General features: G+C 69.7%; 26 protein-coding genes, 1 tRNA gene, 1 pseudogene and 2 riboswitches. Of the genes and pseudogenes, 9 read left to right on the top strand and 19 right to left on the bottom strand.

Going from position 1 to position 25,461, the window contains the following annotated elements; all coding sequences use genetic code 11:
* The first annotated feature begins 19 nt into the window (after nucleotides 1-19).
* The 3 genes and pseudogenes from F4559_RS07895 to F4559_RS36690 form a co-directional block, all read left to right on the top strand.
* Nucleotides 20-259 (top strand): hypothetical protein, encoded by a 240-nt coding sequence (locus tag F4559_RS07895; RefSeq protein ID WP_184667121.1) that lies wholly within the window; start codon nucleotides 20-22, stop codon nucleotides 257-259.
* The gene (locus tag F4559_RS07890; RefSeq protein ID WP_184667120.1) at nucleotides 238-675 is read left to right on the top strand and encodes an AI-2E family transporter; all 438 of its coding nucleotides are present in this window, start codon (nucleotides 238-240) and stop codon (nucleotides 673-675) included. Before F4559_RS07895 ends, F4559_RS07890 begins: the two co-directional genes overlap by 22 nt.
* A 96-nt stretch (nucleotides 676-771) precedes the next feature.
* Nucleotides 772-1,014 (top strand): annotated as a pseudogene (locus tag F4559_RS36690) (AI-2E family transporter); the annotation flags it as partial.
* Nucleotides 1,015-1,071: 57 nt separating this feature from the next.
* On the opposite strand, the gene F4559_RS07880 reads toward F4559_RS36690, so the two are convergent.
* The 4 genes from F4559_RS07880 to F4559_RS07860 form a co-directional block, all read right to left on the bottom strand.
* Entirely contained in the window at nucleotides 1,072-1,980 is a 909-nt protein-coding gene (locus F4559_RS07880) for a magnesium and cobalt transport protein CorA (protein WP_312865984.1), read from the bottom strand.
* A 65-nt stretch (nucleotides 1,981-2,045) separates the two neighbouring features.
* Nucleotides 2,046-3,487, bottom strand: a protein-coding gene (locus F4559_RS07875; protein ID WP_246445106.1) for an IS3 family transposase whose coding sequence is annotated in 2 segments (ribosomal slippage) — nucleotides 2,046-3,088 and nucleotides 3,088-3,487 — 1,443 coding nt in all. Because the reading frame shifts where the segments join, the coding sequence is not laid out codon by codon here.
* Nucleotides 3,488-3,684: 197 nt separating this feature from the next.
* Nucleotides 3,685-4,197 carry an STAS domain-containing protein gene (locus tag F4559_RS07865; protein WP_184667118.1) on the bottom strand — a complete coding sequence of 171 codons (513 nt, stop codon included), beginning with the start codon at nucleotides 4,195-4,197 and terminating at the stop codon, nucleotides 3,685-3,687.
* A 157-nt stretch (nucleotides 4,198-4,354) separates the two neighbouring features.
* A complete protein-coding gene (locus F4559_RS07860; RefSeq protein ID WP_184667117.1) occupies nucleotides 4,355-4,549 on the bottom strand; it encodes a hypothetical protein in 195 nt (64 codons plus the stop codon).
* Nucleotides 4,550-4,926: 377 nt separating this feature from the next.
* Here F4559_RS07860 and F4559_RS07855 point away from each other — a divergent pair, with 377 nt between their 5' ends.
* Complete coding sequence (locus F4559_RS07855; protein WP_184667116.1) at nucleotides 4,927-5,433, top strand: DUF5994 family protein; 507 nt, start codon at nucleotides 4,927-4,929, stop codon at nucleotides 5,431-5,433.
* 548 nt (nucleotides 5,434-5,981) lie between these two features.
* Here the strand turns inward: F4559_RS07855 and F4559_RS07850 are convergent.
* Both F4559_RS07850 and F4559_RS07845 read right to left on the bottom strand, forming a co-directional pair.
* Nucleotides 5,982-6,058, bottom strand: a tRNA-Leu gene (locus F4559_RS07850).
* A gap of 56 nt (nucleotides 6,059-6,114) precedes the next feature.
* A complete protein-coding gene (locus tag F4559_RS07845) occupies nucleotides 6,115-6,396 on the bottom strand; it encodes a metal-sensitive transcriptional regulator (protein WP_184667114.1) in 282 nt (93 codons plus the stop codon).
* A gap of 273 nt (nucleotides 6,397-6,669) precedes the next feature.
* On the opposite strand from F4559_RS07845, the gene F4559_RS07840 reads away from it, so the two are divergent.
* Nucleotides 6,670-7,011: a histone-like nucleoid-structuring protein Lsr2 gene (locus tag F4559_RS07840; protein ID WP_184667112.1), complete on the top strand. Its 342-nt coding sequence runs from the start codon at nucleotides 6,670-6,672 to the stop codon at nucleotides 7,009-7,011.
* Between the two features lie 58 nt (nucleotides 7,012-7,069).
* Here F4559_RS07840 and pabB read toward each other — a convergent pair whose 3' ends face one another.
* The 3 genes from pabB to F4559_RS07825 all read right to left on the bottom strand — a co-directional run bounded on the left by pabB (nucleotide 7,070) and on the right by F4559_RS07825 (nucleotide 10,579).
* Complete coding sequence (gene pabB, locus F4559_RS07835) at nucleotides 7,070-9,073, bottom strand: aminodeoxychorismate synthase component I (RefSeq protein ID WP_184667110.1); 2,004 nt, start codon at nucleotides 9,071-9,073, stop codon at nucleotides 7,070-7,072.
* 76 nt (nucleotides 9,074-9,149) lie between these two features.
* The gene (locus F4559_RS07830) at nucleotides 9,150-10,079 is read right to left on the bottom strand and encodes a hypothetical protein (protein WP_184667108.1); all 930 of its coding nucleotides are present in this window, start codon (nucleotides 10,077-10,079) and stop codon (nucleotides 9,150-9,152) included.
* Nucleotides 10,076-10,579 carry a SigE family RNA polymerase sigma factor gene (locus tag F4559_RS07825; protein ID WP_184667106.1) on the bottom strand — a complete coding sequence of 168 codons (504 nt, stop codon included), beginning with the start codon at nucleotides 10,577-10,579 and terminating at the stop codon, nucleotides 10,076-10,078. The genes F4559_RS07830 and F4559_RS07825 overlap by 4 nt, the downstream gene beginning before the upstream one ends.
* A 129-nt stretch (nucleotides 10,580-10,708) precedes the next feature.
* Between F4559_RS07825 and F4559_RS34825 the strand changes: the two genes are divergently transcribed.
* From F4559_RS34825 to F4559_RS07805, 4 genes are all read left to right on the top strand, one after another.
* The gene (locus F4559_RS34825) at nucleotides 10,709-13,120 is read left to right on the top strand and encodes a metallophosphoesterase (RefSeq protein ID WP_312865983.1); all 2,412 of its coding nucleotides are present in this window, start codon (nucleotides 10,709-10,711) and stop codon (nucleotides 13,118-13,120) included.
* Nucleotides 13,121-13,294: 174 nt separating this feature from the next.
* The gene (locus F4559_RS07815) at nucleotides 13,295-14,368 is read left to right on the top strand and encodes a type III PLP-dependent enzyme (RefSeq protein WP_312865516.1); all 1,074 of its coding nucleotides are present in this window, start codon (nucleotides 13,295-13,297) and stop codon (nucleotides 14,366-14,368) included.
* Between the two features lie 56 nt (nucleotides 14,369-14,424).
* A complete protein-coding gene (speD, locus tag F4559_RS07810; RefSeq protein WP_184667102.1) occupies nucleotides 14,425-14,835 on the top strand; it encodes an adenosylmethionine decarboxylase in 411 nt (136 codons plus the stop codon).
* Complete coding sequence (locus tag F4559_RS07805) at nucleotides 14,832-15,671, top strand: spermidine synthase (protein WP_184667100.1); 840 nt, start codon at nucleotides 14,832-14,834, stop codon at nucleotides 15,669-15,671. The genes speD and F4559_RS07805 overlap by 4 nt, the downstream gene beginning before the upstream one ends.
* Nucleotides 15,672-15,714: 43 nt before the next feature.
* On the opposite strand, the gene F4559_RS07800 is transcribed toward F4559_RS07805, so the two are convergent.
* The 10 genes from F4559_RS07800 to F4559_RS07755 all read right to left on the bottom strand — a co-directional run bounded on the left by F4559_RS07800 (nucleotide 15,715) and on the right by F4559_RS07755 (nucleotide 25,182).
* Complete coding sequence (locus F4559_RS07800) at nucleotides 15,715-17,763, bottom strand: S9 family peptidase (RefSeq protein ID WP_184667098.1); 2,049 nt, start codon at nucleotides 17,761-17,763, stop codon at nucleotides 15,715-15,717.
* 70 nt (nucleotides 17,764-17,833) lie between these two features.
* Nucleotides 17,834-18,625 carry a DUF1295 domain-containing protein gene (locus tag F4559_RS07795; protein ID WP_184667096.1) on the bottom strand — a complete coding sequence of 264 codons (792 nt, stop codon included), beginning with the start codon at nucleotides 18,623-18,625 and terminating at the stop codon, nucleotides 17,834-17,836.
* The gene (locus tag F4559_RS07790; RefSeq protein WP_184667095.1) at nucleotides 18,622-19,893 is read right to left on the bottom strand and encodes an SAM-dependent methyltransferase; all 1,272 of its coding nucleotides are present in this window, start codon (nucleotides 19,891-19,893) and stop codon (nucleotides 18,622-18,624) included. Before F4559_RS07790 ends, F4559_RS07795 begins: the two co-directional genes overlap by 4 nt.
* Nucleotides 19,894-20,012: 119 nt before the next feature.
* A complete protein-coding gene (locus tag F4559_RS07785; RefSeq protein WP_184667093.1) occupies nucleotides 20,013-20,621 on the bottom strand; it encodes a malonic semialdehyde reductase in 609 nt (202 codons plus the stop codon).
* An 85-nt stretch (nucleotides 20,622-20,706) separates the two neighbouring features.
* Nucleotides 20,707-21,972: a serine hydroxymethyltransferase gene (gene glyA / locus F4559_RS07780; RefSeq protein WP_184667091.1), complete on the bottom strand. Its 1,266-nt coding sequence runs from the start codon at nucleotides 21,970-21,972 to the stop codon at nucleotides 20,707-20,709.
* 15 nt (nucleotides 21,973-21,987) lie between these two features.
* The gene (gene gcvT / locus F4559_RS07775) at nucleotides 21,988-23,160 is read right to left on the bottom strand and encodes a glycine cleavage system aminomethyltransferase GcvT (RefSeq protein ID WP_184667089.1); all 1,173 of its coding nucleotides are present in this window, start codon (nucleotides 23,158-23,160) and stop codon (nucleotides 21,988-21,990) included.
* A gap of 26 nt (nucleotides 23,161-23,186) precedes the next feature.
* Nucleotides 23,187-23,274, bottom strand: a riboswitch (glycine riboswitch).
* A 1-nt stretch (nucleotide 23,275) separates the two neighbouring features.
* Nucleotides 23,276-23,364: riboswitch (glycine riboswitch) on the bottom strand.
* 57 nt (nucleotides 23,365-23,421) lie between these two features.
* Nucleotides 23,422-23,724, bottom strand: coding sequence for a DUF3817 domain-containing protein (locus tag F4559_RS07770; RefSeq protein WP_184667087.1), 303 nt, complete (start codon nucleotides 23,722-23,724; stop codon nucleotides 23,422-23,424).
* Between the two features lie 4 nt (nucleotides 23,725-23,728).
* Nucleotides 23,729-24,112 carry a hypothetical protein gene (locus tag F4559_RS07765; protein ID WP_184667085.1) on the bottom strand — a complete coding sequence of 128 codons (384 nt, stop codon included), beginning with the start codon at nucleotides 24,110-24,112 and terminating at the stop codon, nucleotides 23,729-23,731.
* Nucleotides 24,113-24,342: 230 nt separating this feature from the next.
* Nucleotides 24,343-24,828, bottom strand: a complete 486-nt coding sequence (locus tag F4559_RS07760) for a helix-turn-helix transcriptional regulator (RefSeq protein ID WP_184667083.1) — start codon at nucleotides 24,826-24,828, stop codon at nucleotides 24,343-24,345.
* A gap of 192 nt (nucleotides 24,829-25,020) precedes the next feature.
* Nucleotides 25,021-25,182 carry a hypothetical protein gene (locus F4559_RS07755; protein WP_184667081.1) on the bottom strand — a complete coding sequence of 54 codons (162 nt, stop codon included), beginning with the start codon at nucleotides 25,180-25,182 and terminating at the stop codon, nucleotides 25,021-25,023.
* Nucleotides 25,183-25,461 lie beyond the last annotated feature (279 nt).

The raw sequence follows: 25,461 nt of genomic DNA, 5'->3' as shown, positions 1-25,461 counted from the left end.
ACCGGACGGGAGTCGCACGATGCCAAGCGAGCGCGCCTACAGGGTTCCCGTGCGGACCATCCTCGCGACCATCGGGCTGACCCTGGCCACGGTCGTGGCCAGGGTGTCCGTCACGCACGTCCAACGAGTTCTGGTGTGGATGCTCATCGCGGTCGTCTTCACCGTCGCGCTCTACCCGACGGTGAACTGGCCGCAAACCGTGTCAGCCGGTACCGCCGCTCGCCGGCGACACTGGCCGTGTTCCTCGTGGTCTTCCTGACGTTCGGCGGCGTGCTCACGCTCTTCGCCCTACCACTGGCCGAGCAGGGCACGCAGCCGGCGACACGGTTGCCCGACATGATCGCCGACCTACGCGGCGGCAGAAGCCCTGTCGGGACTCCGCTGGAGCGCACCAACGCGCTGGAGTTCGCCCGCGACAACGAAGAACGCATCCGGCAGTTCGCCACCGGCCTCGGCACCCCGGCGCTGAACCTGCTGCGCAGTGCGGTCACCGGGGTCGTCGCGACCATCTCCATCTTCGTGCCGGCCTACCTCGCGGTGCCGCAAGGCCACAAAGTGATCAACGGGACGCTCGTGCTCTTCCCGCCGCAACGCGCGCGGCGCATCCACCGAGTCGGCCGCGAGCGCGGAAGACCGTCACCGGCTACATCACCGGCAACCTGCTCATCAGCGTGATCTGCGGCGTGCTCACCTACATCGTGCTGAAGATCCTCGGAGTGCCGTTCGCCGAGCTGATCGCGGTCTTCGTCGCAATAGCCGACCTGATCCCTGGTGGGCGCCACCCTCGGCGCGGTGGTCGCCGGCGTCGCCGCGCTCATCCACTCGCTGCCCGCGGCCATCACCGTGATCATCTTCTACCAGCAGCTGGAGAACCACCTGCCGCAGCGGGTGATCTTCTCCCGCACAGTCCGGCTCAACCCGTTGACCGTGCTCGTCGCATTGCTGCTGGCGACCGAGCTCGCCGGAATACTCGGCGCCCTGCTCGCCATCCCGGTCGCCGGTGTCATCCAGGTCGTCCTGCGCGACGTCTGGAACCACCGCGTCGCAGCGCCGGACGCCGGATCTGTCGGGTCAGAGCCAGCCGCGGCGTCTGAACACGAAGTACAGGCCGGTGCAGACCAGCGCCATGAGCAGCAGCGCGAACGGGTATCCCCACATCCAGTTCAGCTCGGGCATGTGGCGGAAGTTCATTCCGTAGATCGTCCCGATCAGGGTGGGAGCGAACAGGATCGCCGCCCATGAGGAGATCCTCTTGATCTGCTCGTTCTGCGCGTTGCTGGCCTCGGCGAGGCGTTGCATCTCCTCGTTCTGCGCTTGGGTGACCAGGGTGGTGTTGACGGCGAGGATGTCGGCGAGCACGCCGCGAAAGCTGGTGACCTGCTCGACCACGATGATGACGTGGTCGGCCACGTCGCGCAGGTGGCGCTGAAGTTCCTCGTCGACGCCGTGCTCGGCGAACCCGGCTGAGAGGTTGTCGAGGATCGTGAGAAGCGGGTGGGTGGCGCGCTGGAACTCCATCACCTCACGGGACAGCTCGTAGATTCGCCTGGAGGCGTTCGGGTCACGGCTGAACACCTGGGTCTCGATCTCTTCGATGTCGTTGTGCAGTCCGGACACCACGGGCGGGTAGCCGTCGACCACCGCGTCCAGCACGGCGTACAGCACCGCCTCGGGACCCAGCCGCAGCAGGTGCGGCTGGTTCTCCAGCCGCTGCCGCACACCGGCCAGGTCCGGTGTGTCGCTGTGCCGCACCGTGAGCACGAAATTGGGACCCACGAACAGGTGCAGCTCACCGAACTCGACCCGTTCGGTGTCATCGCGGTAGCTGGCCGAGCGCAGTACCACGAACCGGGTGTCGCCGTAGCGTTCCAGTTTCGGGCGCTGGTGGGCCGTGATGGCGTCTTCCACCGCCAGTTCGTGCAGCCCGAGCTGGGTGGCCGCGTCCATGAGTTGCGCCTCGGCGGGTCGGTAGAGGCCGATCCAGGCCGTGCTGTCAGGCTGCGCCTCGATCCGGTAGTTGTCAAGTCAAGTGAGACACGTTGTGTCTATGGGGCCGGTTGTGGTTGGTCGAGGGGTTGGTTGATCCAGGCCACCTCGGGCAGCGCGGGTGGGCGGGGTCGGCGGGCGAATCGCTCCGGGTGTCGGGCGTGGGCGCGGTCGAGAGTGGCCTGGCGTTGATCGCGGATCCGTCCGGCGGTGCCGAAGTGCACCGAGGCCGGGGTGTGCATGCCGATGCCGGAGTGGCGGTGCTCGTGGTTGTAGGCCAGGAAGAATCCTTCGCAGAACAGGCGGGCGTCGGCGAGGGAGCCGAACCGGTCGGGGAAGTCGGGCATGTACTTCAGGGTCTTGAACTGCGCTTCGGAATAGGGGTTGTCGTTCGAGGTGCGGGGGCGGGAATGCGAACGCAGGACGCCGAGGTCGGTCAGGAGTTCGGAGACCGGTTTGGACACCATGGCGCCGCCTCTGTCGGCGTGGATCGTGTGCGGTTCGGTGCCGTTGCGGGCGATGGCCTCGGCGAGGAAGTCCTTCGCCAGGACGGCGTCCTCGGCGGCGGCGACCAGCCAGCCGGTGACGTAGCGGGAGAAGATGTCCAGCACGACGTAGCACTTGTACCAGACGCCTTTGACCGGTCCTTTCAACGCGGTGATGTCCCAGGACCACACCTCGCCCGGGCCGCGGGCGGACAGCTCGGGCCGGGTCCGCGGCGGGTGGGTGGCGATCCGGCGGCGTTCGCGGACCTGGCCCTGGGCGCGGGCGATCCGGTACATCGTCGAGATCGAGCACCAGTAGCGGCCCTCGTCCAGTTCGCGCGCCCACACCTGCGGGATCGCCAGATCCCGGTAGGCCGGTGACGTCAGCACCTCCAGCACCCGGGCGCGCTCGTCGGCGTCCAGGGCCTGGGGTGGGGGTGTCCGCGCCGGCCGCGGCCCGTGCATCGGGCCTGTCGGGTTGGCGTGCCGGTAGTGCGTCGCCCGGGAGGTCCCGGTCAGCGTGCATGATTTCTTCACCGAGAGACCGGCCGCGCGCAGTTCGGTGAACGCGGTCGTCAGGATTTGCGAGGCGGCGTGTCGTCCTCCGCGCTCCCGGACAGTTCCTCCAAGAGCGCGTGTGCTTTTCCCATGATGTCCAGTGCCATTCGGGTCTTCGCGAGATCGGAGGCGAGTTTCTCGTTCTGGCGGCGCAGTCTCTCCAGTTCGACTTGTTCGGCGGATTTCCTCGCCGGTTTCGTCTGGGCGCCGGGCTCGGCGGGTTGGCCGGTCAGGCGTCCCGCGTCGCGTGCCCGGGTCCATTCGATGATGTGGGAGGAGTAGAGGCCCTCGCGCCGCAGGATCGCTCCCTTCTCCCCGGCGGGGGCGTTCTCGTACTCGGTGACCACGGCCAGTTTGTAGTCCGGGGTGAACACCCGGCGCGACGGACGTGGCGCCGGGTCGGCCTGGTCGTCGCGGGAGGGCCGGGACTGCTTGTCGGATGGCGAGGACACGGTCATCAGGATCTCCGATCCCGCCCTCGATCATGAACCCACCCTCACACAGGGTGTCTCACGTAAGTCTGACCAAGAGGGATCAGCTGGAAGGTGTCGGCCAGGGTGGCTGGGGACGCGGCATGCCGCCCGTCCGAGTAGACGACGTTGTTGATGATGCTGCTGTTTTCTGAGGGCAACTGCTGGTACTCCTCGCCAGAGGGTCATACCGAGGACGGCGTACCGGGCCCAGCGCGCGGCCCCGGCAGGGTGCCGTCATCGTCAAGCGATCCACCGGTGGTCTGTGCGGAAACGTCGCGCAGGCGCAGCCGGGCATGGGCGATGTCGGGACAGACATCGAACAACTCGCCCAGCCCGGTGATCGCCAGCGGCCGAAGCACCACTCGAGTACCTGCGACGAGAAACAGGCTGACGCCGGCCGTCTCTGCCGCTTCGCCGACAGCGAGCAGGACGGTGAGCCCGGCTGCTCCGAAGAAACTCACATCGGTGAGGTCGACAACCAGATGTGGGCAAGTGGGCCGCAGGAGATCGAGGAGACGATCACGCAGCAGCGGGGTGGTGGACCCGTCCACCTCGCCGTGCACGGCGACCACGAACGCACCGGGCGGGGCCGGGCACACGGTGACGGTCAGAATCTCCTCATCTGGCTGGAAATCTGGTTGGACAGCAGCGTGCGCCGGACGGTCCGTCTGCGTCCGCTGGACGAGCGGTGTCATGGGAGACATCTCCTAGCAACGTTGCGTTTACCCGATTGCTCGTGGCGCGGATGCGGTCAGGCGGGTTCGGCGTGAGGGGAGTTGTGCCAGGACTTGCCATCGGCAGGATCGCCAGCGGCCAGACGTGCGCCGACGTGACAGTCACGCGACTGTCCTATTAGGATTTTTCCGGAAGAGGGTCCGCTGCATTCCCGGTCGCGAGCGCGCGGATCCGGTCGATCATCAGTTCGGCTTCGTCCGCGCCGAAGACGCCCAGCGCGACAGCGCCCAGGATGGATGCGACCGCGCTCTGGTGGGGTTCCGCGATCCCCACGACCGTCGTGGTAGCGGAAAGCTGATCGAGCTGCGCCATGAGAGTGCCCCTCGGTCGGATGCCGGCATGCCGGGGGCCAGGGCACTTCCCAGAACAGTACTCGCTTGTCCGGACAACGTTTGATCATCGCGCGCCCCGGCCTGCGCCGACCGCACACGCAAGGCGCCAAGCCGTGCGCACGACACGGTGTAGCTGCCTCCTGACCAGCGCCGCCTGGGATCCGTCGGCGTAGCCTGGGGGCACCGGAGGCGAACGAGTATCCGCAGTGTCGTAGGTGCCGCCTCAGGCGCAGGAGCAATCCCCGGCGCTCACTCATCGGGTGAACCGGAGGCAGGAGCCCCGAGATGATCTCGGATCAGCTCAGTCCCACCCGCACACCACCGACTGGCCATCGCGACCTCTCGCTGCGTTTGCGGATGAAGCCGGCAGGGTCGGCACTCAAGCCCGTCGCCGGCGGCTGGTGGCCGTGGTCGGACGACCCGGCAGCCGAGTTCCCCGCCCTGATCGCCGCGCTCGGCGCCTGGGTGGGCCCGGTCAACCGTGTCTCCTACCACCTCGACACCTGGGGCGCAGTCGCCAGGAAAGCACCCGTCGACGGCCGGATGGTTCGATTCGAGGGCTTCCGCTCGATCGACCCGCACACCGTCGTGGCGATCGGATCCGACCGCCGGAGGGTCAGCCTGCTCGTCGTGCCACCCGCCACCCCGGCAGGTATGGCACGCGCGGTGCTGAGGTCGGTCGCCGACCGCGACTCGACCGCGAGCGTCGCCGACATCCTGGCCGCCAACGGCGTGCTGCCGGCAACCCACCACCTCAGCCCCGTGATCGTTCCCAGGCCCCGCCCGGCCGAGCCGGCCGAAGAACCGCCGGGAAACCGAAGGCGGCCACACCAGGTGACCCGGACGCTTCCGGTTCGAGACTGAGCGGCACGGCGTCTCATTCCGAGTCGAGCGCCGACGCGGTGGACCGCACGACCTGTCTGGCGAGCCGGCGATATTGAACGGCCGGCATTCGCGCCCCATCACCGCTGACCGGAGTCCTTGGCGGGTCGCCCGCCGACTGCGCGCACGCAGACGCGCTGCGGGCACTGCCCGCTGAGCTCGTCGGTGACCTTGTGGTGACCTCGGCTCGCCGTCGACTTGCCGCGTCGTCGGCACGGCGTCAGACCAGGATCGACCATGTCGAGGGCTGCACCGCCTCACCGATACAGCCTGGTGGGATGCGTGCGAGAATCCGAGGAGGTCGACTTGGTCGTGGCCCAGTGCCCGGATGAAGGCGACCGCGACGAGCCCGTCACCGAAGCTCTGACGTTCCTCGAATCGTGACTGGATGCCGCTCTTCCTCGGCGCCGCCGCTGATCGGCAGACTTGACGGTACGAACCTGCGCACGTCATCCAGCAAAAGTATGCCCGGTAACGACCTATCGCTACCGGGCGCAACTATCCTGAACTGCAGAGACGCTTGATCAAAGTGGTGCCCCCGGTGCGACTCGAACGCACACTGGACGGATTTTGAGTCCGCTGCCTCTGCCGATTGGGCTACGGGGGCCGATCGGTCGTCGGTACTCTACTCGATCCCGTTTTCCCGTTCGGCGGGGGTGTGGATCAGGACTTGACCAGGCGGCCGATGGCCGCGGACGCCTCGGCGATCTTCTCCTCGGCGACCTCGCCGCCCTCTGCCACCGCCTGGGCGACGCAGTGCTTCAGGTGTTCGTCGAGCAGGCCGAGGGAGACCGCCTGAAGGGCTTTCGTGGCCGCCGAGATCTGGGTCAGCACGTCGATGCAGTAGTCGTCGTTCTCGACCATGCGCTGGAGTCCGCGCACCTGCCCCTCGATGCGGCGCAGCCGCTTCAGGTAGGCGTCCTTGTCCGCTGTGTATCCGTGCATGTGGCGACCTTCCCTACCCCGGGCGGGTATCTCCCGGGTACCAGGATAGGCCACTCGACCGGGTGTGACGGGCGACACCGGGTAGCGGGTCGGGCCCGCTCACATTTCGTGAGCGCGGGTTTTGGGTGTGAAATGACCCGTCCGGGGGCTCCGCACACATTTGCCACACGAAAGGTTAGGCGATATTCCGGTCGTGCACTATGGTGTCGTCCGAAGCGTGTGGCGCAGATAGTCGAGGGCAGCACGCGCTATGCGAGCACACACGGAGGAACAGTGGCACAGCAGACCGTCGTCCAACTCATCGACGACCTCGACGGCAGCGAAGCCGCCGAGACCTTGACCTTCGCGCTGGACGGTGTGGAGTACTCCATCGACCTCTCGAAGGACAATGCCGACAAGCTCCGGGACTCCTTGGCCGACTTCGTCGCCAAGGCGCGTCGCGCGGGTGGGCGCAAGCAGCGCAAGGGCAGCGGCAAGAGCACGGTAAAGGCCGGTGACAAGGCCCAGGCGCAGGCCATTCGGGACTGGGCGCGCGCACAGGGACACCAGATCTCCGACCGCGGCCGCATTCCCCAAGGCCTGGTGGTCCAGTTCCAGGAAGCGCACGCCTCCTGACCCGGACCGGGGATTCCCGGCGGTCGCCACCCGCTACCGACCGCCGGGAATCCCCAGGTCAAGAAGGTGAACGGCCGGGAAACGAACTGTTCAGGAGCCTGAGCAGGGCGGTCGCCTTGACGGCGGTCTCCTCGAATTCCGCCACCGGGTCGGACAGTGCGATGACGGCACCGCCGACACCGAAACCCAACTTGTCGCCGTCGACGACCATCGTCCGGATGACGATGCTGAAGTCGGCCGTTCCGGATGCCGAGAAGTATCCGAGGGCACCCGAGTAGACACCACGCGGACCGGCTTCCAGGTCGTCGATGATCTGCATTGTCCGGATCTTGGGGGCACCGGTCATCGAGCCGCCGGGGAACGCGGCCCGAACGACCCGCACGGCCGAACTCCCGTCCCGAAGTCGCGCTCGCACCGTGCTCACGAGCTGGTGCACGGTGCGGTACCCGCGCACCTCGAAGATCGCCGGTACGGTGACGCTCCCGACTTGTGCGCAATGGCCCAAGTCATTGCGAACGAGGTCGACGATCATGAGGTTCTCGGCCCGGTCCTTGGTACTCCCGGCCAACGCCGCGCGCAAAGCCTCGTCCTCCTCGGGCGTACGCCCGCGCGGTCTCGTCCCCTTGATTGGCTCGGATTCCACAACGCCCGTGCGGTCCACTCGGATGAACCGCTCGGGTGACGTACTGAGCACCGAAAGTGCGCCGAATCGGAGCAACGCGCCGAACGGGGCCGGACTTTCCGTTCTCAGGAACCGGTACGCCTCGAACGGATCGACCACTCCGGTGGCGGTCGCCTCGTTGGTCAGGCACACCTCATAGCTCTCGCCCGCGGTGATTGCCTCCTGGCACGCCGCGATCAGCTTCAGGTACTGCTCGCGCCCGTGCCTCAGCCGCAGATCGGCCACCTCCACCGGCCCTGGCGGCGCCGGCACCACACCACGGAACGTCGCCAGGAATGCCACCGTCCGGGCGACCCATCCGTCATCCGAATCGGGCAACGCGAGCACGTACACGCACCGCTCGTCGTGATCGAACACCAACGCCCGGTCCGCGAAGACGAACGCCGCGTCGGGCACGGCGGACCGGTGCGCGACCGTGCCGCCGCATTCGGCTTTCAGCTCGTACCCCAGATACCCCACCCAGCCGAGGTGGAAGTCGAACGGCACGTCGGGCACGGCCACCCGGTGCGCGGCCAGATCGGCCTCCAGCCAGTCCAGGAACGGCCCGGGGTGGGTCACCCCGTCGACGGTCACCTGTCCGCTCTCCACGGAGTACCTGGCCACCCGTGCGCCCGGCCCGGACGCGTCGCCCAACACGGAGAACCGGCCGCCGGAGGCGCTGTCGAGCCAGAACGCCTCCGCCGACGCCCCGTACAGGCTCGCGAACACCGCCTCGGGCGACGGGTGCGCGTCGACCCGGCGCACCACGACCCCGGCCGCCACCGGGGGCACCACCGCTGCGGTCACGACAGGCGAGTACGCGCCGGCCGACCCGCCGGACAGGTCACGGAAGTTCGCCAGCAGCTCATACCCGTGTTCGGTGCCCACCGACTCCGGGTGGAACTGCACACCCCACGCCGGCCGCGTGCGGTCGCGCACGCCCATCAGCACGCCGTCGGCCGACCACGCCACGGCCTCCAGCGTCGACGGCAGCGACGTCACGGCCAACGAGTGGTAGCGGACCACGGACAGCGGGGACGGCAACCCGGCGAACAGGTCGACACCGGTGTGCGTCACGGTGTCGACCACGCCGTGTCGGGGCGGCACCAGGTCGACGGGGGCACCGTGCGCGAGGCACAGCGCCTGGTGGCCGAGGCACACGCCGAGCAGCGGCAGGTCGGCGTGCTCGATCACGGACCGGCCCAGGCCGACATCGGCGGCGCGCTGCGGGCGGCCGGGGCCGGGCGAGATCACGACGTTGTCGAAACGTCGCAGGTCGGACAGGCGGAACCGCGGGTCGTCGTTCGCGACGACGACCGGTTCGCGTCCGTTCACCTCGGCCAGGTACTGGAACAGGTTGAACGTGAACGAGTCGTGGTTGTCGACGATCAGGGTCCGCATGGCAGACAGGACGGTACCTGCCGGAACGCGGAGGGAGGCCGGAATGCGATCCCGGCCTCCCCCGCTGTCGTGCGCGTCAGGCCAGGTGGAACCCGTCGCGCGTCGCGAGCGCGGCGAGCTGCGTACCGCTCAGGGGCAGGTCGGCCAGCGCCGTCAGGCCCACGTGCGGGAACGCACGCGACTGGGCGACGACGACCAGCGTGCCGTCGGCGTGCCAGTGGAACGCGGCCTGCTCGTACTGGTCGTCCCCGGCCGGGCCGGTGACGACGGCGACCTGCTTGCCGTCGACCGTGACGAACTCGCACGTGCCGGCGGCCACGGGGTACGGGAACCTGGTGGCACCCGCGCACCCCGTGGCCCCGTCGAGCCGGGTGTTGCCCTTCGTCTCGACCTGGACCAGGACCCGGCCGACGCCCGCGACGCCGTCCTTCTCGACCGGGGTGACGCCCTGGTACTCCCAGACCTGGAGGTCGCCGACGTAGTCCTCGAACTGCGCCTGCGGTCGCCGCAGCGGGAACCGCGGGTCGGGCGAGGGCTTGTCGACGTCGCGCACCCCGGTGGGCAGGGCGCCGGACAGTTCGTTCAGCAGGCCCACCGCCTTGTCCGCGCGGGGCCCGCTGGTCGCGGTCCGGTCGGTCTGACCGTCGGGCCACGACGGCTTGGTGCTCCGGCCCGTGGTCGAACTCCCGGTACTCGGGATCGCGGTGGTCGGGATCTCGGTGATCGTGGTCTCCGGCGTCGCGGGGACCGTGACGGACGCCGAGTCGGACGTCCGCGACGCGGCCACCTGCACCTGGGACCCGTCCGCGCCGCGGCCGGGCAACAGCGTCGTACCGACCGCGATCGCGACGACCACCAGACCTACGACACCCGCGCCGACCGTCGTCCGACGCGTGCGCTCGGCCTTCCGACCGGACTCGACCACCGCGGCCGGGTCCATCGACGGCGGCGGGCTGCTCGTCGCCATCGTGTTCCGGAGCGCGTTCCTCAATTCGTGCTCGTTCATCGCACCATCTCTTCTCGCTGCGGGGTGACCAGGCCGCGCAGCGTCTGCAGCCCCCGCGCGGCCTGACTCTTCACCGTTCCCTCGGAACAGCCCATCGCCCTGGCGGTCTCCTCGACCGACAGGTCTTCCCAGTACCGCAGGACGAGGACCGCGCGCTGTCTCGGCGGCACCTTGGCCAAGGCCGCCAGTAGCACGATCCGGTCCTCGGTCGACCCGGCTCCGGCCGTCGCCGAGTCCACCGGCGAGTCGCTCACGCGTTCCTTGCGGAACCACCCGCGACGCAGTTCGGACACGAACGTCCGGACCAGCGTGCGTCGCGTGTACGCGTCAAGTGCCTCGTGCCGCTGAATCCGCCGCCACGCCACGAAGAGCTTCGTGAACGTGGCCTGAACCAGGTCTTCGGCACGGTGCCAGTCACCGCACAGCAGGTACGCCGTGCCGCGCATGGCCTCGGACCGCGCCGCGAAGTACTCCGCGAACGCGGCGTCCCGATCACTCATCTGTCCTCCCGTCCGGCGATACGCGGTAGTCACGCCCGCGGGCGTCCCCGGGGTTGCACGGTTCTCAGGATCTCTCCGGAAGACTGGAATCCCCCACCTTTCGCCGCCCGGAGGTCCCTGTTGCTGTTCGTGCTGCTGTTCGTCGTCGTACTCGGCGCGGTGCACTACTACATCTGGCGTCGGGTCGTGCGGGACACGACGACGAGTGTGCGCGGACGCCGGATCGGCACGGTCGCGGTGGTGCTCCTGTACGCGCTCATGATGGCCGCGCTCTTGTCGACGAGGGCCGGCGTCGGCGGCTTTCTCGCGTGGCCGGGCTACCTGTGGTTGGCGGTGGCTTTCTATCTCGCACTGCTGTTGGGTGTGTTGGAGATTCCCCGTTACGTACTTCTGCGGCGGCTCGCGGCACGTGAACGCGCCGGTGCACACGAAGCGATTTCACGCACGGCACCGGGTACGCAATCGCATGGCGTACCGGACACCGGTACAGAAACCGAAACGCGCACGGCGTCGGACACGCGACCGAGCACCGACACACGACCCGGTACCGGCACGCGCACCGCGCCGCTCACCCGATCGCACGCCGGCGCGGTCACCGAACTTCTCACGCGGCCACAGACCGATACGCGATCCGATCCCGACGCGGACCCCGGCAACGCCACCGATTCCCGCAAGGCGGCAGGTACCGATCCGCGAACCGGAGCGATGGTCGACTTCACTGCGGGCCACCCGACGGAAGCCGGCACGACTCCCGCCGGCCTGGCGTCCGCCGACGCCAAGGCCGCGAGCAGCACGAACACCCGAAACGGACCGTCGGTCCGCTTCGAATCGCACGCCGAGCCGGACATCGACACCGGACCGCGTACCGCACCGAATGCCGACACGGTGCCGCGACACGAACCAGATCGCGACACAGGAGCGCGACACGAACCGAACCGCGACACGGGGACGCGACACCGACCGGATGGCGACACCCGACCGCCCACCGACCAGGTCACCGACACCAGGCCGCACGCCGACCTCGACCACGACGCCGGGCCGCGCGACGATCACGACAACGGATCACCGCTCGGACGCGAACCCGGTACCGAACCCACGCTCGACGCCGAACCACGACATGGAGCGGAGGGCGGCACCGGATCGAATCGCAGCACGGTCGGCGACGACGAACCGTGCACGAACACCGACCGCGATACCAGGCCACGGACGAAAGCGGGTGACGACACCGGTCCGCACGCCGGCATGGGTTCCGACCCGGGCACACGGACCGACATCCCCATCGCCAACGACGTCGGCACCGCCGACGGGACCGGCGACGACAACGGATCCGGCGACGGAGCAGGCCATGGCAGCGGTCTCGGTGGCGGAGCGGGTCACGTCAACGATCCCTGTGGCGGAACGCGCGACGGCAACGGTCTCGGTGGCGGAACGCGCGACGGTAGCGGTCTCGGTGGCGGAACGCGCGACGGTAGCGGATCCGGTGACGGAACGGGCGACACAGTCGACAGTCGCAACGAACACGAGAGCGGCCGTGACGACAGCGACGCCATCCGTGACACCAAGGACGACACCGCGCGCGGCACCGAGACCGCCGACGGGAACGGAAGCGGCGCGACCGGAACCGGGGCGGCCGACGGGAGCGACACCGGGACACAAGCCGGGACCGACGCCGACACCGGGGCGGTCGCGACGCCGGACGTCGGCCGGCGGCTGTTCCTGGCGCGCACGCTCGCGGTGGTGGGCGGGGTCGCGGCGTCGGGCGTCGTCGGCTACGGCATGACCGAGGCGCTGGGCGACCCGGTGCTCAAGCGCGTGCCCGTCACGTTGGACAAGCTCGACCCGCGACTGTCCGGCTACCGCATCGCCGTGGTCAGCGACATCCACCTGGGGCCGCTGCTCGGCCGGGCGCACACGGAGCGGATCGTCCGACTGATCAACGACATGGAGGTCGACCTCGTCGCGATCGTCGGCGACCTGGTCGACGGCACGGTCGAGGAACTCGGCGACGACGCCGCACCACTGCGGGACCTCGTGAGCACGCACGGCAGCTTCTTCGTCACCGGCAACCACGAGTACTACTCCGGCGCACAGCCGTGGCTCACCGAGTTGGAACGCCTCGGCGTCAACCCCCTGCGCAACGAGCGGGTGACCGTCGAACGGGCGGGTGCGCGGTTCGAGCTGGCCGGTGTCAACGACCTCAACGGCCGGCAGTCGGGCGACGGGCCGGACTTCGGGCGGGCCCTCGACGGGCGCGACGCCACCGTCCCCGTGGTTCTCCTGGCGCACCAACCGGTGCAGGCGCGCGAGGCCGCGAAGTACGGCGTCGACCTCCAACTGTCCGGCCACACGCACGGCGGCCAGATGTTCCCGTTCCACCTCGCGGTCGGTCTGCAGCAACCCGTCCGCAGCGGTCTGGCCACCGTCGACGGCACTCAGGTGTACACGTCGAACGGCGTCGGATTCTGGGGTCCGCCGGTCCGCGTGGGCGCTCCGCCGGACATCACGTCGGTGGAGCTGCATCACAACTTCGCCGGCCGATAGCGCGTTCTTCACCGAGAACGCCTACAGTGGATGGCCGTGCTGTCCGGCGATTAGCGGAGGGGGACCCCTAGCGAGATGAAGACGAGCCTTGCCGACGACAAGCGGCTTCCCGAGGCAACAGCTCGTATTCGTCGTTTCCTGGACAGTGAACGACCACCGACACCCTGCCTGGTCATGGACCTGCCGACCGTGCGCGACCGGTTCACCGCACTGCGTGACGCGCTGCCCGGTGTCGGCATCTTCTACGCCGTCAAGGCGAATCCCACGCCGGAAGTCGTGGAGCTGTTGGCCCAGCAGGGTTGCCGCTTCGACGTCGCGAGCCCCAACGAGATCGACCTGTGCCTGGACCGGGGCGCCCGCCCCGAGACCATCTCGTACAGCAACCCGATCAAGAAGGCCCGCGACATCGCCTACGCGTACGAACGCGGCGTACGCCTGTTCGTGTCCGACAGCGAGCACGACGTGCGCACGGTCGCCGAACACGCCCCCGGCGCACGGGTGATGCTGCGCATCCTGGTCGCCGCCAACGGGTCCACCTACCCGTTCGGCAAGAAGTTCGGCTGCACCCCGGAGATGGCCACCGACCTGCTGCGGCTCGCGGCGGAACTCGGCCTGGTACCGCTGGGGGTCGCGTTCCACGCCGGGTCGCAGCAACTCGACCCGAACGGGTGGGACGCGGCGATCGCCGACGCGGCGCTGATCACCGCCAAGCTGCGCGCGGAGGGCGTCGAGCTGACGACGGTCAACCTGGGCGGCGGCCTGCCCGCCGGCTACCGGGAACAGCCGCGTCCGGTGGCCGACTACGCCGCCGCGATCACCGCCTCCCTGCGGCGCCACTTCGGTGACGCCGCACCGGAAGTGATGATCGAACCGGGCCGGGCGATCGTCGCCGAGGCGGGACTGATCCGGTCCGAGGTCGTGCTGGTCGCGAAGAAGTCCTATGCGGACGAACACCGCTGGGTCTTCCTGGACATCGGCCGGTACGGCGGCCTCGCCGAGACCGAGGGCGAGGCGATCGCGTACCCGTTGCGCACCGACAAGGACGGCGGTCCGGTCGGGCCGGTCGTCATCGCGGGGCCGACGTGCGACGCCGACGACGTGCTGTACCAGAGCACCCACTACGAACTCCCGCTCGACCTGCGCGCGGGCGACCACGTCGACCTGATCGGCACCGGCGCCTACACGTCGAGCTACTCGTCCGTCGCCTTCAACGGCTTCCCGCCGTTGGCCACGTACTGCGTGCGGTGAACCCGCCGCGCGTTCGCGGTGCACTACATCCCTTCTGAAGATGTTTGGAGTGATTGATGTCCGAACTCCCGTGCGAAACCGAGCCGGTTGGCTTGTTCGCAGGACAGCACGTGCTGGCCGAGTTGGAAGGCGTCAGCCCGGAACTGCTCGACGACGAGAAGTTCCTGCGCCACGCGCTCGGCGAGGCCCTCACCCAGGCTGACGCCACGGTGTTGGAGGTGGTCTCCAAGCAGTTCGACCCGCAGGGGGTCACCGTCCTGGCCCTGCTGTCTGAGTCGCACGCGTCCATCCACACCTATCCCGAAGTGGGCAAGGTGTTCGTGGACGTGTTCACCTGCGGTACGCGCGCCAAACCCGCGCTCGCGGTGCAGTTGCTGGCCGACGCGCTGGGAGCTGTGTCCGCACGGTCGGACTTGATCACGCGGGGCGCCCGGGTGCCGGCGCTGGTCGGCGAGGAGCACGCGTGATCCGCGAACCGCTGGGGGCGGGGCTGAACCGGACCTGGGACGTGGACGAGGTGGTCGTCGACACGAACACCGCGTTCCAGCACCTGGTCATCGCCCGCACCGCCCAGGGTCTGTCGCTGTTCTGCGACGACGACCGGCAGAGCACCGAGTTCAGCCAGCTCACCTACCACGAGGCGCTGATGGTCCCGGCGCTGCTGCTCGCCGACCAGGTCGACCGCGTGCTGGTCATCGGGTCGAGCGAGGGCGTCGTGTGCCAGATGGCGGTGGCGGCGGGCGCGTCGGTCGTCGACCACATCGACATCGACGAGCAGGCCGTGAAGCTGTGCGCCGAGCACCTGCCCTACGGGTACACGAACGACGAACTCGCCGCCGCCGAACGCGGTGACGGCGCGGTGCGCGTGCGGTACATCGACGGGTGGGAGTACATCCGCACCACGTCCGAGCGCTACGACATCGTCCTGGTGGACCTGCCGGACGAGCGCGAGGAGGAGGCGCAGCACAACCGCCTGTACGGCGAGGAGTTCCTCGGCATGTGCAAGGCGCTGCTGAACCCGGGCGGCGTCGTGGTGACGCAGGCGGGGTGCCAGACCATGTGGCGCAACAACACGCTCGTCCGGTCGTGGCAGCGGTTCCACTCCGTGTTCGACACGGTCGCGTACTACGGCTCGGACGAGCACGAGTGGGCGTACCTGTTCGGGCGGGCCGACAAGGTGGAAGACCCGACCGCGCTGATGGTCGAGCGGCTGCCCAAGGGCGGCTACCAGCCGGAGACGATCGACGAGCTCGCGCTGCGGGGCAACTCGATCGCGCCGTACCTGGTGCGCAAGGCGCTCTGACGTCGAACGCCCGCCCGGGATTCCCGGGCGGGCGTTCCGCTTCTCAGGCCAGGGCTTTCTTCAGGAAGTCCACCTGCACCAGCAGCAGGTTCTCGGCGACTTCCTCCTGTGGCGTCATGTGCGTGACGCCCGACAGCGGCAGCACGGTGTGCGGACGCCCGGCCGCCAGCAGCGCCGAGGACAGCCGCAGCATGTGCGCCGCGACCACGTTGTCGTCCGCGAGCCCGTGCACGATCATCAACGGCCGGGTCAGGTTCGGCGCGTCGGCGATGAGCGAGTTGGTGTCGTACACCTCGGGGTTCTCGGCCGGGTGACCGAGGTAGCGCTCCGTGTAGTGCGTGTCGTACAGGCGCCAGTCGGTGACCGGCGCACCCGCGATGCCCGCGTGGAACACGTCCGGCCGGCGCAGGACGGCCAACGCCGCCAGATAGCCGCCGTAGGACCAACCCCGGATGCCGACCCGCGTGGTGTCGAGGTCCGGTTCGGTCGCCGCGACGGCGTGCAGCGCGTCGACCTGGTCGTCGAGCGTGGCCCCGGCGAAGTCGGACGCGATCTCCCGCTCCCACACCGGACCCCGGCCGGGCGTGCCGCGACCGTCCACGACGAGCACCGCGAAACCCTGGTCCGCCAACCACTGCGACGCGAGGTACGCGTTGCGCGCGGCGAGCACGCGTTGGGCGTGCGGGCCGCCGTACGGGTCCAGCAGCACGGGCAGCTTCGTGCCGGGCACGTGGTCGCGAGGGAAGAGCAGTGCGGCACGCAGGTTCCGCTCGCCCACGGTGAGCAGCCGGACCTCGGGCGTGAGCACGGGTTCCTCGGCCATCGACGCGATCTCCACGCCGGACACGGTCGTGCGTGTGCCGAAGTGGTCCATGCCGGCCGAGGACAGCACCAGGGTGTCGCCACCCCGCGCCGCGCCGTGCACGCCGTCCTCAGCGGACAGTCGCTCGACGGCGTCGGCCGTGACGCGGAAGACGTGGATCCGCGTCGGGTCGTCGGTGGACGCGGACACGAGCACGTCCTCGGCGGTCACCTCCAGCACGGCGCGGACCTGGAAGCCGTCGGGCGTCCACGCCCGGTCGCCGACGAGCAGGCGGTTCGCGTCGCCTTGGGGCAGGACGCGGACCAGCCGGCCGTCGGGCGTCCACGCGGGCGTGCCGGGGACGATCTCCAACCAGTGCGGGTCGGTGTCGTCGGCGACGACCTCGGTCGTGCCGGTGTCCGGGTCGACGGCCAGGACGCGGACGTGCCGCTGGTCGCGTGACTGGACCGACAGCAGCGGGCGACCGCCGGCCGACCAGTGCGCCGTGGTCAGGTACGGGAACGCGGCACGGTCCCAGTCCACGTCGACGCGGCCGGCCGGGCCGAAGATCGCGACCGTGACGTCGGCGTTGGGCGTGCCCGCCGCGGGGTAGGCGATCTCGGTGGCCGGGGTCGCCGGGTTGGCGGGGTCGGCGATGTACCAGCGGTCGACGGGCGAGTTGTCGACCCGCGCGGCCAGGACGCGTCCGCCGTCGGGCGAGAACCAGTAGCCGCGGAAGCGGCTCATCTCCTCGGCGGCGATGAACTCGGCCAGGCCCCAGGTGACGTCCGGCGCGTCCGGCTCGGCGACGACGCGGTCCTCGCCGGTGTCCAGGTCGACGACGTGCAGCGCGCCGCCCGTGACGTAGCCGACCCGGCGGCCGGTCGGGTCGAGCCGGGGGTCGATGACCGGACCGGGGGTCGGCAGCTCGCGCACGTCACCCGTCGCCAGTCCGACCACGAACAGCCGACCGGACAGGGTGAACGCGGCCCGCGTGACGTCGCCGTCGGTCGCGTACCCGACGATGCCCGCGCCCTGTTCCCGGCTGCGTTCGCGACGGGCCCGTTCCTCGGGTGAGAGGTCCTCCGGGTCGGTCAGCAGCCGATCGGGGTCGACCAGCAGCGTCTCGACCCCGTCGGCGAACACCCACAGCCCGTTGGCCCGGCCGCCGGCCGTCCGCAGGAAGTACACGCGTCCACCGTCGGGTGAGACGACGACCGTGCGAGGAGCACCCAGGGTGAACCGCTGGGTACGCGCCTGTTGGCGCGGGAAGGAGATCTCGTTGCCCACGCCCCCACCCTACGATCCAGCCGGCCCCCGATCGCGCGAGTCCTCCACTCGGACACCCCGAAATACGCGCTCAGGCACCACCGACTCCCGGACCGCGCCTCCTGGGCGGCAGCGGGAAGAACCCGCTGGTCCGGGCGACGTACTCGGCGTACCCCGGACGGCGGTGCACGATGTCCTTCTCCAGCAACGGCTTGCCGCTCCCCTTCGCGAGCAGGAACGTCATCACCACCGGGCTCACCACGAGCGCCAAGGCCCACCACGACCCGCACGCGAGCAGGAACAGCCCCCACCACACGCACGCGTCGCCGAAGTAGTTCGGATGCCGGGTGTAGCGCCACAGCCCCCGGTCCATGACCTGCCCCTTGGTCGCCGGGTCCGCCTTGAACCGGGCGAGCTGCGCGTCGCCGACCGCCTCGAACACGAAGCCGACCAGCCACACCGCGACGCCGAGCGCGAACAGCACGCCGCTCGCCGGTCGCGACTGCGCGAACTGCACCGGCAGCGACACCAGGACCATGATCGCGCCCTGCAGCAGGTACACCCGGTACATCTTCGCCACCGGGTTGCCCTTGGCCCGCCGGTACATGTCGACGTACCGCTGGTCCTCGTCCTTGTGCCGGTTGCGCGAGTGGATGTGCCACCCCAGCCGCACACCCCACACGACGGTCAGCACCACGACCACCAACCCCGGCCACGCCCGGTCCGACAACGCGAACGCCACCACGGCGACCACGGCGAACCCCGGACCCCAGAAGGAGTCGATCAGGTCGAAGCGGCGCTTCGACACCGCGTACCCGAACAACGCCGTGATCAGCACGAACACCGTCACGGCCGACCACAGCACGGTCCAGCCGAAGCTCATCGCACCCACTCCCGCACGCGCGGCATCCCGCTCTCGCCCCGGTCACCGGTCCGCACGGCGAGCACCTGGTCGACCCCCATCCGCCCCTCCTCGAACGTCAGCGCACCACCCGCCAGGTACAGCCGCCACACCCGCGCCTGCCCCTCGCCGACCAGCCGCACGACCTCGTCCCAGCGCTGTTCCAGCGTGCGTGCCCACGCCCGCACCGTCCACACGTAGTGCTCGCGCAATGCCTCCACGTCCCTGATCTCGAACCCCGCGCCTTCGAGGTGTGTCAACGTCCGGCTCACCGGACGCATGTGCATGTCCGGCGCCACATAGGACTCGATGAACGCCCCACCGCCCGGCGCGGTGGTGCCGCGGGACATCTGCTGCAACAGCAACCGTCCGCCCGGACGCAACGACCGGTACAGCGTGGCCGCGTACTCCGGGTAGTTCTCCTCGCCGACGTGTTCACCCATCTCTATGGTGGAGATCGCGTCGTACGGCCCGTCGGCGATCTCGCGGTAGTCCATGAGCCGCACGGTCACCAGATCGGTCAGACCCTCTTCGGCGATCCGCCCGAGGATGTGCTCGCGTTGCCGGGCGGAGATCGTCACGCCGGTCGCGTGCACGCCGAAGTGCCTGGCCGCGTGGATGATCATCGAACCCCAGCCGCAGCCGACGTCGAGCAGCCGCATCCCCGGCGCCAACCCGAGCTTGTGGCACACCAGGTCCAGTTTGGCGTGCTGCGCCTGCTCCACAGTGGACTCCGGCGACACGAAGTACCCGCACGAGTACGCCATGCTCGGGTCGAGTACGAGGCGGTAGAACTCGTTGCTCAGGTCGTAGTGGTGCGAGATCGCCGCCGCGTCGCGTCGTCGCGTGTGCAACCGTCCGCTCAACCGCGCCTCCTCGCCCGGCGGTGCCGGACGCGGACCGATCGCGCGCAGCCGCAACGCCGTGCCCAGTGCGCCGACCACGTCCGCCGCGCGCGGTTTGCGCAACGCACCGCCACGCGCCAGTTCCCAGAACCGCTTGAGCCCCTCGGTGAGGTCGCCCTCCACGTCGAGTTCGCCGCTCACGTACGCACGCGACAACCCCAGCTCGTCCGGGTTCCACAGCAGGCGACGCAACGCGCGCCGGGAACGGATCACGGCCACCGGCCCGTCCTGCGGACCGGCGGTGCTCCCGTCCCACGCCCGCAGCCCGATCGGCAACCGCGTACCCAGCAGGCGTTCGACGACGCCGGCGAGTGCACCGGCGACGCCGGTGGTCGTGACAGCCACTGTCTTCCTCCTCGCGAGAGACGACCGCTGTCACGTATTCGTCCACGCGCACCGACCCGGTTCACGAAAAGATCCCCGTCGCGGGGAGTGCGACGGGGACCTGTCCGTGTAACGGTCGATCAGACCTCGCTGACGACCTCGTCGTGCTCCAGGCGCAGCAACCGACCGAACGTGCCGGAGTGGTCCGGGTGGCCGATGTTGACGATCACCAGCGGCTGGAGCGTCGTGTCGGCGAGGAACTCCTGACGCACGCCCTCCGCGTCGAAGCCCGACATCGGACCGGCGGCCAGACCCGCGGCGCGCACGCCGAGGATGAAGTAGCCGATCTGGAGACCCGCGTTGAGCCGCGCCACGGAGTCGCGCACGTCGAGCTTGTCGGCGAACAGGTCACGCGCGCCCTCGAAGTGCGGGAACGTCCGCGGGAAGTGCTCGTGGAACGAGGTGTCGGCCGCCAGGATCGCCACCACCGGCGCGGACGCGGTCTTCGCCCGGTTGCCCTCGCCCAGGTGCGGCAGCAGCCGCTCGCGCGAACCCTCGCCCCGCACGTAGACGATGCGCAGCGGCTGGTTGTTCATGCTGGTCGGACCCCACTTGACCAGCTCGTACACCTGGCGCAGCTGCTCGTCGGTCACCGGCTCGTCGGTGAACGCGTTCGCCGTGCGCGCACCGGTGAAGAGCAGGTCCTGCGCTTCGGGGGAAAGCGCGAGCGTGTCGAGGGAGGCGGACATGGTTCCTCTATTCAGGTCGTCCCGTACGCGGTTGCGCACGGGACAACCCCGACCGCTGCCGACCTATTTCACCCAGTGGCCCGACTCACAGGGTGGAGTAGAGCGGGAACTTCGCCGCCAGCACCTCGACGCGTCCCCGCAGCCCGTCCAGGTCGGCGGTCGGCAGCAGGGCGTTCGCGATGATGTCGGCGACCTCGGCGAAGTCGTCCGCGCCGAACCCGCGCGTGGCCAGCGCGGGCGTGCCGATCCGCAGGCCCGACGTGACCATCGGCGGACGCGGGTCGTTGGGCACGGCGTTGCGGTTGACCGTGATGCCGACCTCGTGCAGCCGGTCCTCGGCCTGCTGACCGTCCAGCTCCGAGTCCACCAGGTCGACCAGGACGAGGTGGACGTCCGTGCCGCCGGTGAGGACCTTCACGCCCACGGCCGCCACGTCCTCGCGGGCGAGCCGGTCGGCGAGGATGCGCGCGCCCTCCAGCGTGCGGCGCTGGCGGTCGGCGAACTCCGGCGACGCGGCGTGCTTGAACGCCACGGCCTTGCCCGCGATCACATGCTCCAGCGGACCGCCCTGCTGGCCGGGGAACACCGCCGAGTTGATCTTCTTGGCGATGTCGGCGTCGTTGGACAAGATCACGCCGCCGCGCGGGCCACCGAGCGTCTTGTGCGTGGTCGTGGTCACGACGTGCGCGTGCGGCACCGGGCTGGGGTGCAGCCCGGCGGCGACCAGACCGGCGAAGTGCGCCATGTCGACCATCAGGTACGCGTCGACCGCGTCGGCGATCCGGCGGAACCCGGCGAAGTCGAGCTGCCGCGGGTACGCCGACCAGCCGGCGACGATCAGCTTCGGCCGGTGCTCCAGCGCCAGCGCCTCGACCTCGGCCATGTCGACCACGCCATCCGAGTCGCCGACGTGGTAGGGCACCACGTTGTAGAGCTTGCCGGAAAAGTTGATCTTCATGCCGTGGGTGAGGTGGCCACCGTGCGCCAGGCTCAGACCCAGGATCGTGTCGCCCGGCTTGAGCAGCGCGAACATCGCCGCCGCGTTGGCCTGCGCGCCCGAGTGCGGCTGCACGTTGGCGAACCCGGCGCCGAACAGCTCCTTGACGCGCGCGATCGCCAGCCGCTCGACCACGTCGACGTGCTCGCAGCCGCCGTAGTAGCGACGGCCCGGGTAGCCCTCGGCGTACTTGTTGGTCAGCACCGAGCCCTGGGCCTGGAGCACCGACACGGGGGTGAAGTTCTCCGAAGCGATCATCTCCAGGGTGGACCGCTGCCGCCCCAGCTCGGCGGCCACCGCCTGCGCCACCTCGGGGTCGAACTCCGCGAGGGAGGTGTTGAAGTGCTCGGACATCGGTCTGGGATCTCCCTAAGAGTTGCGCTTGTAGAACGGCAGAGCGACGACCTCGACCGGTTCCCGACGGCCGCGGACGTCCACCGCCAGTCCGGTGCCCGGCGTCGCGTGCTCCTTGGCGACGTAGGCCATCGCGATCGAGTAGCCCAGCGTCGGCGACAACGCCCCGCTGGTCACCTCGCCGACCACCGCGCCGGACGCGTCCACCACGGGGTAACCGTGCCGGGGCGCGCGACGTGACGCGGTCTTGAGGCCGACCAGGGTGGTGTCGGCCTCGACGTCGGCGAGTGCTTCCCGGCCCACGAAGTCGCCGGGCTTGTCCAGCTTGACGACGCGGCCGAGGTTGGCGTGGAACGGGGTGCGCCCGGTGCCCAGCTCGTTGCCGTACAACGGCATCCCGGCCTCCAGCCGCAATGTGTCGCGGCAACCGAGGCCCGCGGGCTTGAGGTCGTGGGCCTTGCCCGCCTCCAGCAGCGCACGCCACACGTGCGGCGCGTCGTCCGGCGCGACGAACAGCTCGAAGCCGTCCTCGCCGGTGTAGCCGGTGCGGGCCAGCAGCACGGATCTGCCCGCGACGGTCGACGGGTACGACGCGTAGTACTTGACCGTGTCCAGGTCCGTGTCCGTCAGCCCGGCCAGGACGCGCACCGACGCCGGACCCTGCACGGCCAGCAGCGCGTAGTCCGTCGACCGGTCCGCGACCTCGACGTCGAAGCCCTTCGCCCGCTCCACCAGCGCCTCGTGCACGACGGCGACGTTGGACGCGTTCGCGACGACCAGGTACTCCAGGTCGCCGAGCCGGTAGACGATCAGGTCGTCGAGCACGCCGCCGTCGGCCCGGCAGATCATGGTGTAGCGGGCCCGACCGACGCCGATCGCGGACGAGTGGCCGACGAGCGCGTGGTCGAGCGCGGCGCCCGCCTGCGGACCGGTGAGCGTGATCTCACCCATGTGGGTCAGGTCGAACAGGCCCGCGGTCGTACGCACGGCGTGGTGCTCGGCCAACTCGCTGTCGTAGCGCAACGGCATGCGCCATCCCGCGAAATCGGTGAAGTGGGCGCCGAGCGCCTCGTGTTCGGCGTGCAGCGGCGTCCGACGGCTGTCCACGGGGTCCTCCCTGGTGGCGGGCACGGCAGTGGCGCCGACCGGGTCGGTCGGCTTGCCGGTACGAAGGATGACACGGTCCATCGGAGACTCCTCGTCCTGAGTGAGCCTCCCCCTCTGTCATGAGCCTGAGAGCTTCGTCGCGCGGGCGCGACTTGCACCGTGGGCGAGGCGCCGGGCGCCTGCTTTCCAGAGTTGCCTTCGTCGGGCGGTAGCTGTGCCTGAGAGATTCCGGGGAGGAGTTGCTCCTTCGGCGCCCCTGGTCGGGGACTCTCCCGCGCGACATCGACGGCCGTGTTCAGTTGACTTGCCCAGACGCTAGGCGCGGGGCGGCACACCGGTCAACTACAGGGACTTGCCGGCACGGACGCTGTCGACGACTTTGCGTTCGGCGTAGAAGGACACGAACGGGATCGTGCCGGCCACCAGCACCAGGGCCGTGCCCTTGAGCGACCAGCGGCCCTTGAGCGCGAGGTCGACGGCGGCCACCAGGTAGACGGCGTAGAGGAAGCCGTGGACGGGTCCGACGACGGCCATCATGCCGGGGTTGTCGCCGAGGTACTTCACCAGCATGGCGAACACGAGCCCGAGCAGGCCGACGCCGACCACGTAGGCCATCACCCGGAACCGGCTCAACGCACCGCTCATCGCCCTACCGACCGCCTTCGCTCACCGCTTGGTCCCGCGCGTTCAGTTCGGCGAGGAAGCGGTTGTACGCCGCGTGCTCGTCGTCCTCGTCGTCGTGCGCGGACGTCCTGACGGGGTCCACCGTAACCGCAGGCCGGACGTCGGCGACCACCGGCTCCGGGACGTCCCGGTCGGTACGACGGGCGTCGAGGCGGCGGATGCGCCACACCATGAACAGGGGGAACAGGCCGAAGAGCGGCCATTGGAAGACGTAGCCGAGGTTCTGGAACGTGCCACCGGCCTCGGAGAAGCGCTCCCACTGCCAGTAGGCCAGACCGCAGCACACCACCAGGGAGAGCACGCAGACGGCCGCGATCATCAGCCGTTTGGGGGTGATGAGGCCGGTCATGACCTCAGGGTACTTGCTCGGACTACCGCGCCCGTCGGCGCGGCTCGTCCACTTCCAGGGGTTGCGGCACGGATCGGTTTCGACGCCACACGGGAGGCATGGCTCCGACCCGGACACCGCGGGAATGTCGACCTTCTACGGGGCTTGGGCTCCCGAGCGCGGCAGGGAGCCCGTTCCCCCTTGGGCGTTCGCGGACTCCGCGGCCGAGTCCGTGCCCGACACGCGATCCGTCAGGCGACGCCGTCCCGGCGTTGCCTCTGCAACCTGGCCACGCACCAGGCCGCCGCACTACCCCGACGCAGGTGCTGGAGCACCGTCATCGGACCGAGGCGCCGACCGAGGTCGGCGGGCGTGAGCCCGGCCGCCCGGTAGTCGAGCGCGCGCTGGTCCAGCGGGCTGATGCCCGCGTCCCACCACGCCTCGGCCTCGGCGAGGTCCCCGACCAGCTGCCAGTAGCTCGCGGCCGCGGCCAGCAGACCCTCGGGCACCTCCGGCGCCCGCTTCCGCATCGCGACGACGTAAGCCGGGTCCGCGGACTCGACCCGCATCACGCCGCGCGCACCACCGGTCGCCCGCTGCACGGGGATCCCCGGGGACTGCGGGGCCTCGGCGAGCCACGCGTCCTTGATCCGGTTCACCTCGCGCAGTTCGGCGTCGTCCGAACGCTCGGCCGCCCATTGCCGCAGCAGCTCGTCGACTCCGGAGTCCTCGACCATTCTGCCTCCTCGTCGGTCGAAGATCAGCCAATGCAGCGCACCGTATTAGCGGGTACCGACAACCGCTAGACCCTGGATAGGCAAAAACCCTGTTACCAGGGCGTTATAGCCCTCATTCCACCCATACGGTGCAACGTGAGGGTCCGCATGTCACGATCCGTCACGGCACGGGTGCGGTCCCGTGCCGCACCCTCAGGCGAAGAGGCTGCGCACGAAGGTGATGATCGACTCGGCGCCCGTGCGCAGCCAGCCGAGGATGCCCTTGACCGTCTGCGCGGACTGGTCGGGCTGGGTGATCAGGAAGAACAACACCAGCGCCACCGCCGCCAGCGTCAGCACCTTCTTGATGTTCACTGCTCGCTCTCCGTCCGTCGACCTGTGCCTGGTGACCGGGCCGTCGGGTGCCCGCCGGCCCGGTGCGTCACGCGCCATCCTCCCGCGTTCACCCGCTTGGCGAACCCGGAACGGCCCCATCCCACGACCGGTCGCGGAATCGGGCACGCGGCCACGCCGCACCGCCTCCACTATCACCCGAACAGACGATCAAGGCCACCGGCGGGACCGCCGATGAACCGGTTGCGGGCTTCTCCGCCCCCTCTCCCCCACGTACGGACCGAGGTTCCGCCACATCGT

Origin of the sequence: Saccharothrix violaceirubra, assembly GCF_014203755.1 — a bacterium.
Classification (GTDB): Bacteria; Actinomycetota; Actinomycetes; order Mycobacteriales; family Pseudonocardiaceae; genus Actinosynnema; species Actinosynnema violaceirubrum.
Note: the sequence above shows the minus strand (reverse complement) of the source record. Positions and strands in the feature narration are given on the sequence as shown.